Raw genomic sequence first — 16,365 nt, 5'->3', positions numbered from 1 at the left:
TTATAGATGACAGTGGAAATGAGGAGATAGGCAGATGAAAGGGATTTTTCGTACCCATACAGGAAAAGTACGTCCTCATAACGAAGATGACGGCGCAGTAAAAGAAAATCAGACAGGGCACATGCTCGCTCTTGTGGCAGATGGGATGGGCGGCCACCAGGCAGGGGATGTAGCAAGCAAAATGGCACGGGATGGGCTGTTGGATTACTGGAAAGAAATTGACAAACAGCTCTCTCCGAAAGAAGCCGAAGAATGGCTTAATGATACGGTACAAAAATTAAATAAAGAGATTTTTCTTCAATCCCGCCAAAATGCCCAATGTGAAGGAATGGGAACCACTCTTGTTGCAGCCGTGTGTACCGATGAATATGTTTCCTTTTCCAACGTGGGCGATTCACGCGTTTACTTGTTTGAAGACAGGCAATTAAAGCAAATGACAGAAGACCATTCTTTAGTAGGAGAACTCGTACGCTCCGGCCAGATATCTGAGGAAGAAGCTGAACATCATCCCAGAAAAAACGTTTTGTTAAGAGCGTTAGGGACTGAAAAAAGCATTGAAGTAGATGTCAAAACAATCAGCTGGCGTGAAGGAGATATGCTTTTACTCTGTTCGGACGGGCTGACAAATATGGTTTCTGATGAGGAAATCTCTTCATACCTTTCAAGCTCTGAAAACTTAGATGAAATTGCCTCACAGCTTGTTGATCATGCTAATAAAGCCGGCGGGGAAGATAACATTTCACTTACACTGGTTCGTCATGAGACGGAAGGTGTGAGTCACACATGAATCAAAAAAGGGTCAGTGGCCGTTATGAGATCATTCGTCCGGTAGGCGGCGGAGGGATGGCTGATGTCTATTTGGCCAAAGATTTAATATTAGACCGTACGGTTGCTGTCAAAATGCTCAAGGAGCAGTTTTCTAAAGATGAGGAATTTATCCGCCGTTTCAGGCGGGAGGCCCAGTCGGCAACAAGTTTATCCCACCCTAACGTTGTCAATATTTACGATGTCGGGGAAGAAGAAGATCTATATTATATTGTCATGGAGTATGTGGAAGGCCAGACGCTGAAGGATTATATTAACGAGAAAGGCAGACTTTCAGTATCTGAAACTGTGAGGATTCTTGAACAAATTGTAGCGGCTGTAAGCCACGCCCATGTTAATCACATCGTCCACCGCGATATTAAGCCTCATAATATTCTTATGAGTAAAGATGGGACGGCAAAAGTAACAGATTTTGGAATAGCGAGAGCGATCAGCGAAGCGACGATTACCCACACCAACTCAGTTCTCGGGTCCGTTCATTACTTATCACCTGAACAGGCCAGGGGAGGGCAGGTCACTTACAAATCGGACTTATATTCTCTTGGAGTAGTCACTTATGAAATGCTTTCGGGAGAAGTTCCTTTTTCTGGAGATACGGCAGTTTCAGTCGCTATTAAACATTTACAGGAGCCTTTGCCTCTTCTTAGAGAAAAAGATCCAGCCATTCCGCAGAGTATTGAAAACTTTGTAATTAAAGCCACAGCAAAAGATCCTTTTAAAAGGTTCAATTCGGCTGAAGATATGCTGCTTGATTTATCCACTATTCTGGACGAAGGTCGCCGTGTTGAAGCCCCTTATCAGATTTCAGATCCTGATGAAGAAGTGACAAAAGCAATACCTGCTGCAGGCATTCAAGGGCAGACAGACCAGGAAGAGACAATTGTACCTTCCAAAACAGCTGGAGGGACAAATGTCTTCCATAACTCTAAGCCGGCAGCCGAACAGCCGGATACTAAGAAAAAAGAAAAAGGTGCCAAGTTCTGGGTGAAAGCTTCCTTATTTGCACTGGTGTTTTTTATCGGGCTGATTTTCCTTATTTTTTATTTAATACCAACCTGGCTCCATGTGAATGAAGTTGAAATTCCCGATGGCTTGCAGGGGATGGAATATAACGAAGCATTTGAAACATTAATGGAACTCAACCTTGAAGTTGAACAGGAACTCCGCCATGATGACGAGATGGAGGAAGGGCTTGTTATTACTCACAGACCAGGAGCAGGCCAGTCTGTAAAAGAAGGTACGATCGTCACGTTAGTAGTCAGTGAAGGGTCAGAACCAGTGGAAATGGAAGACTTAATCGGACAGTCGAGAGAAAGAGCTGAAGACCTGCTGCAGGATTTTGATGACTTCAGTATCCAATTTGAAGAAACATCCGAATATGACGACGACACAGTAATTGATCAAAGTCCTGAACCCGGGTCAATGGTTGTTCCTCAGGAGACCGTCGTACGCCTGACTGTGAGCGAAAGGCCGACGTATATTATGAGCAACCTGTATGATATGACAAGGGAAGAAGTTCTGGCCACATTTGAAGGAAACGACCTGATAGATCTGAAAATTGAGGAAGAGTATCATTCTACAGTGGAAGAAGGAAGGGTAATCACTCAGTATCCTCCAAGAGGAACGGAAATCAGGGAACACACAACAGTGAATGCAGTTTTTTCAAAAGGTCAGGAGCCTATAGAGGAGCCCGAAGAAGAACCCATCTCCGCAACGGTGCCTTTTAAAGTAGAAGTACCCGATAATGATAACGCCGATGAAGATATGGTTGAAAATGCCGGGGAAAATAATGGGGAAAACAATGATAGTAATGAAGAAGGAAATAATAATGATGAGAGCAGCAACAATAATGAAGACGCCGGCGATGAAGAAGAGAGACCATCATACAGGATCAGGCTGTCTGTAACAGATATGGATAACCGGACACCGCTCCAGATTGTCGATGAAGAAATTACTGAAGATACAACATTTGAGGTTCCTATGACCGTAGCGCCTGAAGATTCCGGTTTTATTATTCTCTTTGTCGGGGATGAAGAATTTGAAGACTCTCCTTATGAATATACGTATGATGAATTGAAAGAATATCAATAAATTCAGACGGGGTTTCCGGGGAGGCGGACGAGTCTTCCGGAAACTTGTCTGCGAAATTTAAAATCAGGAGGATGGCATGCCAAGAGGACGTATTATAAAAGCATTGAGCGGGTTTTATTATGTGGAAAATGAAGACGGAATCTTTCAATGCCGGGGACGGGGAAATTTCCGTAAGAGGAAACTTACGCCATTAGTGGGCGACTGGGTAGAATTTGAGGCGGCTAATAAGACTGACGGATACGTTCTGGAAATGGAAGACCGGCTGAATGAGCTTGTGAGGCCTCCCATTGCAAATGTAGAACAGGCAATTCTCGTGTTTTCAGTAGAATCGCCTTCATTCAACCCTGTTCTCTTAGATCGTTTTCTCGTGCACATAGAAGCTAACAATATATCCCCGGTAATTTGTCTTTCTAAAATCGACCTGCTTTCCGGAGAAGATTCTTCACTTATTGAAAAATATGAAGAAGATTACAAAAAACTTGGTTACGAAGTGTTGAAGACATCGATCTATATCGAGGAAACGCTGAACCAGTTAAAACCATATTTATCTGGAAAAGTATCTGTCTTTGCCGGACAGTCAGGTGTGGGAAAGTCCTCCTTGCTTAATGCGTTGAAACCTGAATTAAATATAGAAACTAATGAAATATCTAAAAGTCTCGGCAGAGGAAAGCATACGACCCGGCATGTGGAGCTTATTCCGCTGGAAGAGGGCGGGTATGTAGCAGATACTCCAGGCTTTAGTTCTTTGGATTTTCAAAATATCGAGACGGAAGAACTTTCACAGTTCTTTCCTGAAATGCTTGAACGGATAAACGATTGTAAATTCCGAGCCTGTACCCATATTAACGAGCCGTCCTGTGCTGTTAAACAAGCCTATAAAGACGGGCTTATTGCTTCGCACCGTTATGAGCATTATGCCCAGTTTTTAGATGAGATTAAAAACCAAAAACGGAGGTATTAAAAGATGGTTAAAGTAGCCCCTTCAATTTTATCAGCAGATTTCGCTAAATTAGGTGACGAAATAAAAGATGTGGAAGCGGGAGGAGCCGATTACATCCACGTAGATGTAATGGATGGACATTTTGTCCCTAATATAACTATAGGACCGCTAATCGTAAATGCTGTACGTCCTGTCACTGACCTTCCTTTGGATGTCCATTTAATGATTGAGAACCCTGATCAGTATATTCCTTTGTTTGCAAAAGCAGGAGCTGATATTATCAGTGTCCATGTTGAAACTTGCCCGCATTTGCACCGTACTGTGCATCTGATTAAAGACGCCGGTGTCAAAGCCGGAGTAGTTTTAAATCCCGCTACTCCAGTAGAATCTGTCAGGCATATCATTCAGGACGTAGATCTCGTTCTTCTAATGACAGTAAATCCAGGGTTCGGAGGCCAGACATTCATTCATGAGGTGCTTCCGAAAATAAGGAAAGTTAAAGAGATGGTTGCCAAACTGGACAAAGATATTGAAATCGAGGTAGATGGAGGCGTGAATGCTGAAACTGCTGAGTTGTGTATTGAAGCAGGAGCGGATGTTTTAGTGGCGGGGTCTGCTGTGTACGGAAAAACAGACAGGCAAAAAGCCATTGAAAGTATCCGGTCATCAAGGTAAGATTAAACTATAAATAAAATACAAGAACCACAAGGGGAGTCCTTAGAAGGACTGAGAGGAAGCTGCCGCTTCGACCCTGAGAACCTGTGAGTTGATACTTGCGTAGGGATGTGGAGCCGGTATAAACGGCTGTTGCATTTGAGGCAATAGCTGTTTTTTATTTTTCAGTTCAGCCCCTTCCTTTGCGGTTCGTATTTTACTAAATAAAGGAGAGGGTTACTTTGAATAATTCACGATCGACACTAATCATGGCGGAAGTAGCAATGATGGCAGCTTTGGCAGTCATACTTGATTTACTGACATTTTTGCGCTTTTGGCCTCAGGGAGGTTCAGTTTCCTTAGCAATGCTCCCTATTCTGGTTATGGCATTCCGGAGAGGTATTCGGCCCGGAGTGGCCACAGGATTAATCTTTGGAATCATTAATATGATCTATAACCCCTTTATTGTTCACTGGCTGCAAGCGTTGCTGGATTATCCGGTTGCTTTTGCGGTTATCGGATTGGCCGGCTTGTTTACAATTAAAGGGAAAGCAAGCGGGCCTAAAGTAGTTATCTCGTTAATTCTAGGTGTCACAGCAGGGGTTGCATTGAGGTTTCTTGCTCATTTTACTGCAGGTGTGGTCTGGTTCGGAGAATTTGCTCCGGAAGGTACTCCTGTAGCTGTTTATGCTTTTACGTATAATATTTCATATCTTCTGCCCTCAATGATTGTCTGTTTAATTGTTCTGATTTTATTAAATATAGGAAGCAGAAGAATCCTTCAGCCTGCATAAGTGTGACACGGCCGGGAGGGCTGCTTCACTTAAAGGAGAGATAACTTTGACTTTTATACTTCTCGGGAGCGGGCCGGAAACATCGGTCCCTGAACTGGATAAAATGCAGGAGAAATACCCTGCAGCAGCCTGGATAGGGGTGGACCGGGGAGTTTATAATCTTTTAACCTTCGGAATAATGCCGCTTATGGCTTTCGGGGATTTTGATTCAATTACCGGGGAAGAAAGGCAGTGGGTACAGTCAAAGCTCAAAAATATAGAGATTTACCCAAAAGAGAAAGATGAAACAGATATGGAGATTGCAATTAATTGGTGTCTCCGTCAAAACCCTTCGCAAATTATTCTGCTTGGGGCTACCGGTGGCAGACTTGACCACTTGTTTATGAACGCCCATCTTATTCTTAAAGGCTTAAAAGTAAATGTTCCTGTATATCTCGAGGATCGGTGGAATAAAATAACAATATTAGACCCTGGCATTTACACTTTTAACAAAGAAAGTTTTAAGTACTATTCTATGCTCCCTTTTACAGAAGAGGTGAAAGGGCTCACCTTGCAAGGTTTCCGTTACCCTCTTGAGAATAAAGACATTGAGCAGGGGTCCAGCTTATGTATCAGTAATGAATTAACAGCTGAAACCGGAAAAGTATCTTTTAAAACAGGAAGGCTTTACTTATTTCAGTCAATGGATAAAGCTTGATAATTATCATTTTTGAAAAAAAGGTACTATTTTTTTCTTCATGAATATAATGTGTAATAACGAGACACCGATTTATGATTTCTCAATCATCAGAACACTATGAGGGGTTGTTCTTTCGAGGAGGGGAAAGCATGAAATTTTATACGATTAAATTACCAAAATTTATTGGAGGCTTTGTACGTGCGGTGATGGGATCCTTCCGAAAAGGGTAAAAAGCCAGTCATAAATGCATGAAAAAACGGCGCAGATTTGCGCCGTTTTTTAACAGTGGAGTCATTAAACTCTTTCTACTTTGCCTGATTTCAGTGCTTTAGCAGAAACGTAAACACGCTTCGGCTTTCCGTTAACTAAAATACGGACTTTTTGTACGTTTGCACCCCAACGGCGCTTAGTAGCATTTAATGCGTGAGAACGTTTATTTCCAGATTTAGGGCCTCTGCCTGTGACAACACATTTTCTTGCCATGATATTCCCTCCTTCAACTATACGATAAGTCCAATCGTTTATAATCGGTTCAAGTATCAAAATGAAACACTTGGTTATATTAGCATAGCAAGTCAAAGAATTCAAGTCATATTTGTTTTTTTATCAAGTAAATGTACTTGACAGCGGCGCAAAAAAACAATAAAGTAATAGTGCTTTTGCAGCCGCCGGATCTTCTTTTAAATTCGTATGTTTTATAGTAAAATGACGATAGCCATAAAGGTAAAGACCTTAAAGGGAGGCAGTTTCAGATGACCATAGAGATGAAAACAAAGTTTGGCAATATTGATGTTTCCAAAGAAGTAGTGGCGGTAATTGCAGGAGGGGCTGCTGTGGATTGCTACGGCATAGTAGGCATGGCCTCACAAAAACAATTAAAAGACGGAATCACAGACCTTTTGGGAAAAGAAAACCTTGGTCGCGGTGTGGTCATTCGCGAAAAAGAAAATGAAGAAATTCATATTGATATGTACATTATTGTAAGTTACGGCACGAAAATTTCCGAAGTGGCCCATAATGTACAATCTAAAGTTAAATACCAGCTGGAGCAAATGCTCGGATTAAAAGTGGACTCTGTGAATATTTTTGTTCAAGGTGTCCGTGTTACCAACCCGTAGAAGTTATAGTTAGGAGGAACATTCGTGACAGTCACAAAAATTGAAGGTAAGAAGTTTGCGCAAATGCTTGTTGAAGGAGCAAACAACCTTTCCAATAATTCCAAAAAAATTGATGCTTTAAATGTCTTTCCTGTTCCGGATGGAGATACAGGAACAAATATGAATTTAACAATTACTTCTGGCGTAAAAGAAGTAAAAGCCCAGTCTGAAAACCATGTAGGGAAAATTGCTTCCAGTTTTGCAAAAGGACTGCTTATGGGCGCCAGAGGAAACTCCGGTGTCATTCTGTCCCAGTTATTCCGGGGTTTTTCAAAGTCGGTGGAAAACAAAGAAACCATTACGGCGGAAGACTTGAGTAAAGCCTTTAACTATGGAGTAGACATGGCTTATAAAGCAGTAATGAAACCTGTAGAGGGAACAATCCTTACCGTAGCCAAAGATTCAGCAAATAGAGGCGGCCAATTCGTTAAAGACAGCCAGGATATTAATGGTTTAATGGAAGGGGTTCTTGAAGAGGCCAAAGCGTCTCTGGAAAGAACTCCTGACCTCCTTCCTGTTTTAAAAGAGGTGGGTGTGGTGGACTCGGGCGGCCAGGGGCTTGTGACGATCTATGAAGGGTTTCTGGCTGTGCTGAAAGGCGAAAAAATAACCAGTACAGTTGAGCAGGATGCACCAAGTATGGACGAGCTCGTTAAGCTGGAGCACCATCAATCTGCCCAAAGCCACATGGCAACGGAAGATATCGAGTTTGGTTACTGCACAGAAGTAATGGTTAAATTTGAAGATGATAAAGTTGAAGAAAATTCTTTTAACGAAGATGAATTCAGAGAGGTGCTGGACAAGCATGGAGATTCCCTGCTGGTTGTTTCAGATGAAGACCTCCTAAAAATCCATATTCATGCTGAATACCCTGGTAAGGTTATATCCGAAGCACAAAAATTTGGTTCTTTAGTCAACGTTAAAATAGAAAATATGCGCGAACAGCATACTACCATTTTAAACGAGGAAGGCAGCCAGCCTGCAGCTCCTGTACCGGAAAACAAGCAGGAAAAAACGGAGTTTGCTGTCATTACTGTAGGAATGGGAGCCGGAATTGCCGAGTTATTTAAAGGGTTAGGTGTAAAGAAGGTGATTGAAGGCGGCCAGACAATGAACCCTTCTACTGAAGACTTTATTAAGGCGATCGACGAATGCCACGCTGAAAAAATAATTCTTCTGCCTAATAACAGTAATATCGTAATGGCTGCCGAACAGGCGGCTGAAGTTTCCGACCTTGAAGTGGCAGTGGTGCCTTCCAAGTCCGTACCTCAAGGTCTTGCAGCTATGCTTTCTTACAATACAGCCCAGTCTCTTGAGGAAAACACTGAGGAAATGAAAGAAGCTATGCAGGAAGTTAAAACAGGAGAAGTCACTTATGCTGTAAGAGACACAAGTCTTAACGGCGTAGAGATTAAAAAAGGCGACTTTATGGGGATCCATGAAAAAACAATCGTTTCAACCGGGCCATCTGTCCAGGAAGTAGCAAAAGAACTCCTCGATAAGATGGTAGAAGAGGACGCCGAAATTGTGACAATAATACATGGAGAAGACCGCAGCGGGGAAGAAGCGGATGAATTAGTCCGTTACATCGAAGAACAGCACACAGAAATAGAAATTGAAGTGCATGCAGGAAATCAGCCTCTTTACTCTTACATTTTATCTGTAGAATAAAGGAAGGGTTAACTGCTACTAATTAATCAAGGGGTTGTTTTTGATGGGTAAAGTTAAAATTGTTACAGATTCAACTGCAGACATTCCTGAAGATCTTCAAAAAGAGCTCGATATAACAGTTGTCCCGCTCAAAGTTCATTTCGGCGAAGAAACTTATGAAGACGGGGTTAATCTGACAGCAGACCAGTTTTATATAAAATTAGCTGAGACAGAGGCAATCCCTACTACTTCCCAGCCTACTCCCCACCAGTTTGAAACAGAGTACCGGCAGCTGTTTGAAAAGATGGACAAGCCGGATATTATTTCAATACATCTTTCTTCCAAACTGAGCGGCACATTCCAGTCTGCCTATATAGCATCTCAGACCTTGGGGGATGAGGTCCCTGTAACTGTCGTGGACTCAAAGCGCGCGTCCTATGCGATCGGTATTATCGTAGTCGAAGTGGCTGCTCTTGCTAAAGAAGGGGCTTCTAAAGAGGAATGCCTTGAAAGAGTAAACGAGCTTTTGGAAGATACTTCGGTGTTTTTTATGGTCGATACTTTAGAATACCTGGAGAAAAATGGTCGGATAGGAAAAGCTTCGGCGGTTCTTGGATCCCTGTTGAAAATAAAACCGATATTGTCTTTAACTAAGGAAGGCGAAGTTTATCCATTTGAAAAAGTTCGCGGGCAAAAAAAAGCTGTTAACAGAATTATTCAGGAGTTTCAGGACCTTTATGGCCGCGACGACCTTCATGTTGGAATTTCCCATGCCCAGTCGGAATCTGAGGCTGAGACTCTTATGAACCAGATGCACGAGCATTTTTCAATTAAAAAAGAGACTATAACCAGTATTGGCCCTGTTATTGGTACACATGTCGGCCCCGGCACGGTATCAGTATCTGTGACCCGCCTGAAAAACTCATAATTACTAAACGCCGTTGGTATAAAAGAATAGTAATCATAAAGAAAGCCGAACAAAATTTTCGAATTTTGTTCGGCTGTTCTATTTGAGGAAAGCCGTGATTTCAGTCCACCAGGCGGATGCTTGCCCAGGTTTTAATAATATATTTTTCCGGTGAATAAAAGGGAGGGCACCCGAAGTCTGTGATGTTCAATTTAACTCAGCCAAAATACCCGGATCTGCAGTCTGCGCTTAATCCCTTAGGCGTTCTCACTGTTTTTGTAAATATAATAGCTCTTTTTTTACCAATTTGTTAAGATAAACATGTCAGACAGGTAATTTACTATTTCCTGCTTTTTTACAATTAAAAGACTAGTTGATTGTTATATAGTGTTGGTTCGGTTTAGACGAAGGAGGACATCTGTATGAAGTACAGAAGTGTTTTTGATATTATTGGCCCAGTGATGGTTGGCCCTTCCAGCTCTCACACGGCAGGTGCTGCACGAATCGGGCTGGTGGCGAGGCAGCTTTTCCAAAAGGAACCTGAATGGGCGGCCTTCCACCTGTACGGTTCTTTTGCTAAAACGTATCAGGGCCATGGAACGGACGTGGCGCTCGTAGGAGGAATATTAGGTTTTGACACATTTGACACCCGGATGACTGAGTCATTTAAATATGCGGAAGATAAAGGGGTTTCCTATTCTTTCTATGAAGAGGAGGCTAACCTTGATCACCCGAACACCGTTAAAATCCGTCTCGGTGCAGGGAAAGAAGAAATGGAGCTCGTAGGTATCTCGATTGGCGGAGGAAAAGTAGAAATAAAAGAGCTTAACGGATTTGAACTGAGACTGAGCGGGAACCATCCTGCTATTCTCGTAGTCCATGATGACCGTTATGGAACGATTGCCTCAGTATCAACAAAGCTTGCCGAGTATGAGATCAACATCGGCCATATGGAAGTTTCCCGAAAAGAACAGGGGAAAGAAGCATTGATGGTAATTGAAGTAGACCAGAACATTGATGAAAAAACGATGGCCGAGATATCGAAACTCGAACATGTAAAGAAAGTTACTAAAATTCACGATTGATAAAAGAGCTCCGTTTTACAGACGAAGGAGGAAACAGCATGTTTCGCAACGTAGAGGAACTTGTAGAGCTTTGTGAGACTAAGAACCTGCCTATCTCGGAAATTATGATCAGACAGGAAATGGAAGTGCACGAGCGCTCTTACGAGGAAATTTTTTCACAGATGGAACGCAATTTAGATGTGATGGAAAGAGCTGTGAACAGAGGAATAACAGAGCAAGTTAAATCCGTATCTGGCTTAACAGGCGGAGACGGGAAAAAGCTCAATGAATATATGCAATTAAATGAGACACTGTCCGGTAACCTTATCCTTGATGCAGTGAGTAAGGCTATGGCTACCAATGAAGTGAATGCTGCGATGGGTACCATTTGTGCCACGCCTACAGCGGGAGCTGCCGGAGTTGTACCCGGTACTTTATTTGCTGTTAAAGAGAAACTGAATCCTTCAAGAGAGCAAATGGTCCGCTATTTATTCGTCAGCGGTGCATTCGGATTTGTAGTAGCAAACAATGCATCTATTTCCGGTGCGGCGGGAGGATGCCAGGCTGAAGTTGGCTCTGCTACGGGTATGGCAGCGGCTGCGATAGTGGAAATGGCGGGAGGTACACCAAGACAATCGGCTCAAGCTATGGCCATGGCTTTAAAAAATATGCTTGGATTAGTCTGTGATCCGGTTGCCGGTTTAGTTGAGGTGCCTTGTGTTAAACGTAACGCCTTTGGGGCTTCTAATGCTCTTGTAGCGGCCGATTTGGCTCTTGCAGGAATAGAAAGCAGAATTCCTTGCGATGAAGTAATAGACGCAATGTACCGTATAGGTGAAACGATGCCGAGTACCCTTAGGGAAACGGGTGAAGGCGGCTTAGCAGCGACACCAACAGGAGTCAGATACAAGGAGCAAATATTCGGTACCGGCTCCAAATAAGGAGAGAGAACAATGAAGCAATCGGTTTCCGCCCTTCATGGTGCCGGCCCGCGGGCAGTTGAACAGCTGCAGCAAATGGGCATAGTCACTGTGGAGGATTTAATAGAACATTTTCCTTTCCGGTATGAAGACCACGCGATCCGTCCTCTGAATGAAGTCCAGCATGACGAGAGGGTAACTGTTCAAGGAAAAGTATACAGTGAACCTGAACTTCGGTTTTTTGGCAAAAAAAAGTCCCGGCTGACCGTGCGCGTTTTCGTGGACGGTCTCTTAGTGCAGGCCGTGTTTTTCAACCAGCCCTATTTGAAAAAACAAATTCAGCTTGGAGACCACCTCGTTTTCTCGGGAAAACTTGATCGGAACCGTATGGTGATGACAGGCGGTACAGTTAAACCGCAGTCTCCCAACAGCGACAGGCTTGAGCCGGTGTATTCCGTAAAAGGCGATATGAAAGTCCGCCAATTGCGAAAACTTATTGACCAGGCTTTCTCGTCATTTGGCAGTTCGATTGAAGAAATTCTTCCGGCCCAGCTGCTGGACACTTATAAGCTGGCAGGCAGGAAACAAGCATTATACCATTTACACTTTCCGACTGATCTAAACTCGTTCAGACAGGCCAAACGGCGGATGATATATGAAGAACTTCTTTTATTTCAGCTGAAAATGCAGCTTTTCAGAAAACAACAGAGAGAAGGGGACAAAGGAAACGGGAAATCCTTTAATCAAAGCGTGGTGAACGAATTTGTCCAAGAGCTTCCTTTTCCTCTTACAGCAGCTCAGGATAAAGTGTTAAAAGAAGTGTTTCAGGATTTGCAGTCCCCTTATCGCATGAACCGTTTATTACAGGGGGATGTGGGATCAGGAAAAACGGTGGTGGCTGCTATTGCTCTGTATGCTAATGTGCTGGCAGGGTATCAAGGAGCATTGATGGTGCCTACTGAGATTCTGGCTGAACAGCATACCGAGTCTCTTAAAAAATTGTTTGAGCACACCGGCCTTAAGATTGCCCACATATCAGGCTCATCGCGTGCGAGAGAAAAACGGGAGACGCTTGAGTCTCTTCAGAAGGGGGATGTGGATATTATAATAGGAACCCACGCTCTTATTCAGGAAGGGGTGGAATTCAGTAATCTCGGTCTTGTAATAACAGACGAGCAGCACCGCTTTGGCGTGCAGCAGCGGAGGGTGTTAAGAGAAAAAGGAATCCAGCCTGACGTCTTATTTATGACAGCTACCCCCATTCCTCGTACGTTGGCTATTTCAGCTTTTGGGGACATGGATGTATCGACAATCGATGAAATGCCTGCAGGACGTAAGGCTATTAAAACCCATTGGGCTAAGCACGATAAGTTGCCGCGTGTAATTGATTTTATGAAAAAGGAAATTCAAAAAGGTCATCAAGTATATGTCATTTGTCCCTTAATTGAAGAATCTGAGCAGTTGGATGTTCAGAACGCTATTGACGTCCATTTTCAGCTGGACCAGGCCTTACCTGGTGTATCTGTCGGACTGATGCATGGCCGGCTTCCCCACGATGAAAAAGAACAGGTTATGCTCTCCTTTGCAGAGAATGAAAGCCAGGTTCTCGTTTCTACCACAGTAGTAGAAGTAGGTGTTAATGTTCCTAATGCTACCTTAATGGTTATTTATGATGCTGACAGGTTCGGCCTCTCCCAGCTGCATCAGCTCAGGGGCAGGGTCGGCAGGGGAGATGCTCAGGCCTTCTGTGTTTTACTTGCAGATCCAAAAACAGATGTGGGAAAAGAACGGATGAGTATTATGACTGAAACAAACGACGGGTTTGAATTATCCCAGCGTGATTTGGAGTTAAGAGGCCCCGGTGATTTCTTCGGTGTTAAACAGAGCGGTCTGCCCGAATTTAAAGTAGCAGACCTTATAGAAGATTACAGAGTGCTGGAAGTCGCAAGACAAGATGCTGCTAAGTTAGTCCAGTCAAGTGCTTTCTGGACAAGTGAGGATTACAGGAATCTGCGCGAAACGCTTCAAAAACAGGGAGCCTTCCGCGAATCAAAATTCGATTAGGTGCAAATTCCGGTTGAAAACATACTTTTGGACCTATATACTACTATTAGTACCTAGTCATATGAGTGTGGATGTGATTAATAATGAAACTGTCAAAAAGACAGCGTCAGCCTTTGCTGAAGGAAAAAATTGAGGAAAACCCTTTTATTACGGACGACACACTGGCTGAAGAGTTTAAGGTAAGCGTTCAGACAATCAGGCTGGACAGACTTGAATTAAATATTCCGGAAGTCAGAGAAAGAATTAAACATGTAGCTAAACAACAGTACGACACAGTCAAAGCACTTCCTATTGAAGAAGTTATCGGTGAAGTGATTGATCTGGAGCTTGATAAACATGCTATTTCGATTCTTGATATAAAAAATGAACATGTATTTTCAAGAACAGGTATTGCGAGAGGACATCATTTATTCGCCCAGGCAAATTCTCTTGCGGTTGCTGTTATTAACGATGAGCTTGCTTTGACTGCCTCGGCGGACGTGTCTTTTAAAAGCCAGGTCAAAGTTGGAGAGAGAGTCGTAGCTAAAGCAAAAGTGACTAAGATTAAAGACACCAGAACAATAGTGGAAGTACAAAGTTATGTTGAACAGGTGCTGGTATTTAAAGGTACTTTCTCAATGTTCAGAGAAGAAATTAACGCAGGGGAGGAAGCGGATTAATGAGGCTTGCAATAGATGCGATGGGCGGCGACCATGCGCCGGAGAGTGTGGTGAACGGATGCAGAAAAGCACTCGATGCCTATCGTGATTTACATATCATACTTGTGGGGGATGAAAAGAAAATCAAACCTCTTTTGAAAGGGATGGACTCCCGCCGTTTTGATATTATCCATACTGAAGTTGTGATAGATGCAGAAGATGCCCCGGTCAAAGCAGTTAGAAGAAAGAAAGATTCGTCTATGGTGCTGACGGTGCAGCAAGTAAAAGAAGGGAAAGCTGACGCTGCGGTCTCAGCGGGTAATACGGGCGCTCTTATGACAGCAGGTCTTCTGGTTGTCGGCCGTACGTCCGGGATCGAGCGTCCAGCATTGTCCCCGATGCTGCCTACACTTGGAGGAGAAGGTTTTCTGCTTCTTGATGTCGGGGCAAATATGGATGCGAAACCTTCCCATCTTGTACAATACGCGTTAATGGGTGACGTATATATGCGGAAAGTCCGCGGCTTAAATAATCCCCGGATAGGCCTTTTAAACGTGGGGTCTGAAGCGGGGAAAGGAACTGAGCTGACAAAGGAAGTCTATTCGCTCCTTCAGGAAAGCAAGATGAATTTCATTGGAAATGTAGAAGCGAGAGATCTTCTGGATGGGGCTGCTGATGTCGTGGTATGTGACGGATTTTCCGGCAACCTTGTTTTAAAAACAATCGAAGGAACGGCCATTTCACTATTTTCTATTCTGAAAGAGGAACTAACTTCTTCTTTTAAGAATAAACTTGCTGCTGGGGTCCTTAAGCCGTCATTTAAACGGGTTAAACAAAAAATGGATTATTCAGAATACGGGGGTGCCGGTTTATTCGGTTTGCAGGCCCCGGTTGTTAAAGCTCACGGTTCATCAGATGCACATGCTTTTTTTAGTGCTGTTAAACAAGCCAAATTAATGCATGAAGAAAAAGTAATCAGCACGATAAAGCAGGAACTTGAACAAATGCCTGCATCGAAAGGAGAAGAATAATGTCTAAAACAGCTTTATTATTCCCTGGACAGGGTTCGCAGCAAGCCGGTATGGGAAAAGAACTTGCTGAGGCTTATCCAGTGTGCGAATCAGTTTTTCAGAAAGCAGATGAAGCTCTCGGAGAAAAACTAAGTGAGCTGATTTTTACAGGCAGTGAAGATGAGCTGAAAAAAACAGAAAATACTCAGCCTGCTTTGCTGACGGTAAGTACTGCCATTTGGGAACTGCTTAAAGAAAAAAACATTACCGCTGAATATGCAGCAGGCCACAGCCTTGGCGAATACTCTGCTCTTGTGGCAGGGAACAGTATGGATTTTCAGGAAGCTGTAAAAGCTGTTAGGAAACGGGGGCAGTTTATGGAAGAGGCCGTTCCTAAAGGCAAAGGTACGATGGCCGCCATTTTAGGGATGGAGCGGGAAACTCTTCAGAAAGTGACTGACCGGGCAACTGAAGAAGCAGGATCTGTACAGCCTGCTAACTTTAATTCTCCTGGCCAGATAGTCATTTCCGGAACGGTTGAAGGTGTGGAACGAGCGGTAGAGCTTGCCAAATCGGAAGGAGCTAAAAGGGCTATGTTATTATCAGTCAGCGGGCCTTTTCACTCTGAGCTCATGGCGCCCGCATCGGAAAAAATGAAAACTGTCCTGAATGACATCACCTTCAGTCAACCTGACTTACAGGTAATTGCTAATGTGACAGCTGAACCTTTTGAAAATGCAAGCCAGATTCCGGATGCGTTAATCAGGCAGATTTATTCTCCTGTTCTTTGGGAGGACACGATCAGGTTCCTGGTAAACGAAGGAGTCGATACGTTTATCGAAGCAGGTCCCGGTAAGGTTTTAAGCGGACTTGTAAAAAAGGTATCAAGAAGGGCGACTGTGCTGCCGGTATATGATAAAGAAACATTGGAAAAAGCATTAACACATTTTGAAAATAAAGGAGAGTGATCCC

The 16,365-nt window shown here is 43.4% G+C and carries 17 protein-coding genes and 1 riboswitch; of the genes, 16 read left to right on the top strand and 1 reads right to left on the bottom strand.

All coding sequences use genetic code 11. The features are described from left to right. Positions 1–34 precede the first annotated feature (34 nt). The 7 genes from BMW59_RS03530 to spoVM all read left to right on the top strand — a co-directional run bounded on the left by BMW59_RS03530 (position 35) and on the right by spoVM (position 6,213). A complete protein-coding gene (locus BMW59_RS03530; RefSeq protein ID WP_093047642.1) occupies positions 35–787 on the top strand; it encodes a Stp1/IreP family PP2C-type Ser/Thr phosphatase in 753 nt (250 codons plus the stop codon). Beyond that, positions 784–2,916, top strand: coding sequence for a Stk1 family PASTA domain-containing Ser/Thr kinase (pknB, locus tag BMW59_RS03525; RefSeq protein WP_093047641.1), 2,133 nt, complete (start codon positions 784–786; stop codon positions 2,914–2,916). Before BMW59_RS03530 ends, pknB begins: the two co-directional genes overlap by 4 nt. Before the next feature lie 76 nt (positions 2,917–2,992). Next, entirely contained in the window at positions 2,993–3,877 is an 885-nt protein-coding gene (gene rsgA, locus BMW59_RS03520) for a ribosome small subunit-dependent GTPase A (protein ID WP_093047640.1), read from the top strand. A gap of 3 nt (positions 3,878–3,880) precedes the next feature. Then, entirely contained in the window at positions 3,881–4,531 is a 651-nt protein-coding gene (gene rpe / locus BMW59_RS03515) for a ribulose-phosphate 3-epimerase (protein WP_093047639.1), read from the top strand. A 22-nt stretch (positions 4,532–4,553) separates the two neighbouring features. Continuing rightward, positions 4,554–4,657, top strand: a riboswitch (TPP riboswitch). A gap of 95 nt (positions 4,658–4,752) precedes the next feature. Then, on the top strand, positions 4,753–5,304 hold the full coding sequence (thiT, locus tag BMW59_RS03510; protein WP_093047638.1) for an energy-coupled thiamine transporter ThiT: 552 nt from the start codon (positions 4,753–4,755) through the stop codon (positions 5,302–5,304). Between the two features lie 46 nt (positions 5,305–5,350). After that, positions 5,351–6,001, top strand: coding sequence for a thiamine diphosphokinase (locus BMW59_RS03505; RefSeq protein ID WP_093047637.1), 651 nt, complete (start codon positions 5,351–5,353; stop codon positions 5,999–6,001). Between the two features lie 131 nt (positions 6,002–6,132). Continuing rightward, entirely contained in the window at positions 6,133–6,213 is an 81-nt protein-coding gene (spoVM, locus tag BMW59_RS21310) for a stage V sporulation protein SpoVM (RefSeq protein ID WP_143051187.1), read from the top strand. A gap of 64 nt (positions 6,214–6,277) precedes the next feature. Here the strand turns inward: spoVM and rpmB are convergent, their stop codons facing one another. After that, entirely contained in the window at positions 6,278–6,466 is a 189-nt protein-coding gene (gene rpmB / locus BMW59_RS03495; protein WP_093047635.1) for a 50S ribosomal protein L28, read from the bottom strand. A gap of 269 nt (positions 6,467–6,735) precedes the next feature. Here rpmB and BMW59_RS03490 point away from each other — a divergent pair, with 269 nt between their 5' ends. The 9 genes from BMW59_RS03490 to fabD all read left to right on the top strand — a co-directional run bounded on the left by BMW59_RS03490 (position 6,736) and on the right by fabD (position 16,361). Continuing rightward, positions 6,736–7,101: an Asp23/Gls24 family envelope stress response protein gene (locus BMW59_RS03490; RefSeq protein ID WP_093047634.1), complete on the top strand. Its 366-nt coding sequence runs from the start codon at positions 6,736–6,738 to the stop codon at positions 7,099–7,101. Between the two features lie 24 nt (positions 7,102–7,125). Further along, complete coding sequence (locus BMW59_RS03485) at positions 7,126–8,811, top strand: DAK2 domain-containing protein (RefSeq protein ID WP_093047633.1); 1,686 nt, start codon at positions 7,126–7,128, stop codon at positions 8,809–8,811. 43 nt (positions 8,812–8,854) lie between these two features. Further along, complete coding sequence (locus BMW59_RS03480) at positions 8,855–9,718, top strand: DegV family protein (protein ID WP_093047632.1); 864 nt, start codon at positions 8,855–8,857, stop codon at positions 9,716–9,718. A gap of 401 nt (positions 9,719–10,119) precedes the next feature. After that, the gene (gene sdaAB / locus BMW59_RS03475; protein ID WP_093047631.1) at positions 10,120–10,782 is read left to right on the top strand and encodes an L-serine ammonia-lyase, iron-sulfur-dependent subunit beta; all 663 of its coding nucleotides are present in this window, start codon (positions 10,120–10,122) and stop codon (positions 10,780–10,782) included. Positions 10,783–10,820: 38 nt separating this feature from the next. Then, positions 10,821–11,702, top strand: a complete 882-nt coding sequence (sdaAA, locus tag BMW59_RS03470) for an L-serine ammonia-lyase, iron-sulfur-dependent, subunit alpha (protein WP_093047630.1) — start codon at positions 10,821–10,823, stop codon at positions 11,700–11,702. 12 nt (positions 11,703–11,714) lie between these two features. Then, positions 11,715–13,745 (top strand): ATP-dependent DNA helicase RecG, encoded by a 2,031-nt coding sequence (gene recG / locus BMW59_RS03465; protein WP_093047629.1) that lies wholly within the window; start codon positions 11,715–11,717, stop codon positions 13,743–13,745. 83 nt (positions 13,746–13,828) lie between these two features. After that, complete coding sequence (gene fapR / locus BMW59_RS03460; RefSeq protein WP_093047628.1) at positions 13,829–14,404, top strand: transcription factor FapR; 576 nt, start codon at positions 13,829–13,831, stop codon at positions 14,402–14,404. Beyond that, entirely contained in the window at positions 14,404–15,414 is a 1,011-nt protein-coding gene (gene plsX, locus BMW59_RS03455; protein ID WP_093047627.1) for a phosphate acyltransferase PlsX, read from the top strand. The genes fapR and plsX overlap by 1 nt, the downstream gene beginning before the upstream one ends. Continuing rightward, a complete protein-coding gene (gene fabD / locus BMW59_RS03450; RefSeq protein ID WP_093047626.1) occupies positions 15,414–16,361 on the top strand; it encodes an ACP S-malonyltransferase in 948 nt (315 codons plus the stop codon). Before plsX ends, fabD begins: the two co-directional genes overlap by 1 nt. Positions 16,362–16,365: the final 4 nt, after the last annotated feature.

The organism is Salipaludibacillus aurantiacus (genome assembly GCF_900111295.1).
GTDB lineage: Bacteria > Bacillota > Bacilli > Bacillales > Salisediminibacteriaceae > Salipaludibacillus > Salipaludibacillus aurantiacus.
The sequence above is the reverse complement of the archived record's forward strand: the minus strand, read 5'-3'. Positions and strand labels throughout refer to the sequence as shown.